The organism is Neisseria sp. P0021.S007 (assembly GCF_051956855.1).
Window position 1 is genome coordinate 1 of the sequence record NZ_JBQCXA010000681.1, and the last position, 634, is coordinate 634.

Consider the following 634-nt stretch of genomic DNA (forward strand, 5'->3'; position numbering starts at 1 on the left):
CGACCGGGGTGTTGCCTGATTGGTTGACGATGGTAACGGTGTCGCCGCTTTGGATGGATGTATTTTTCAACAGCGTACCCGTTTCGTCAAACTGGAAGCGGGCGACACGGTCGGCAGCAGGCGTATCGTGGATTTTGATGTCTTCGCCTTTGTGGTGTTCATAATTTTCCAAATACTGCCAGTTGTGTTTTGATGATAAATCGAGGTTGGCTGCGGGTTTGCCGTTTACTTGGATTTCAACTTTGCCGGTTGCCCCGTCGGGAACGGTATAGCGGAGGGTGGCGGCATCCGCATCCGCTTTTGCTGTAAACGAAACGGCGGCATTGGCCGGCAGGTCAACGTAAGACTGTTTGCTGGCTTCGTGGGCAGTGGAGTGTGTGGAAGAAGCGGCTTTTTTGACTGTTGCACCTGCTGAGAGTGTACCCTGGTCGGCTTCATAAGTCGTGTATGCGGCTTTGGCACCGTAGCGGGATGGATCGTAGGTAACAGTTTCTGACATTAATATGTTCCTTTTGAAATGATCTGTCATTTTGAACGGTAAAACATAATAGGCAATGCAACCGCTGAAAAGTTCTATTTCGATTTAAAAGGAAACGTCGTCTGAATAGGGGTATCATTCAGAAGGGATGTAGAT

1 pseudogene is annotated in these 634 nt (G+C 49.1%); it reads right to left on the bottom strand.

From position 1 onward, the window contains the following. A pseudogene (locus ACTHUR_RS15355) lies at positions 1-499 on the bottom strand (type 1 secretion protein); the annotation flags it as partial. Positions 500-634: the final 135 nt, after the last annotated feature.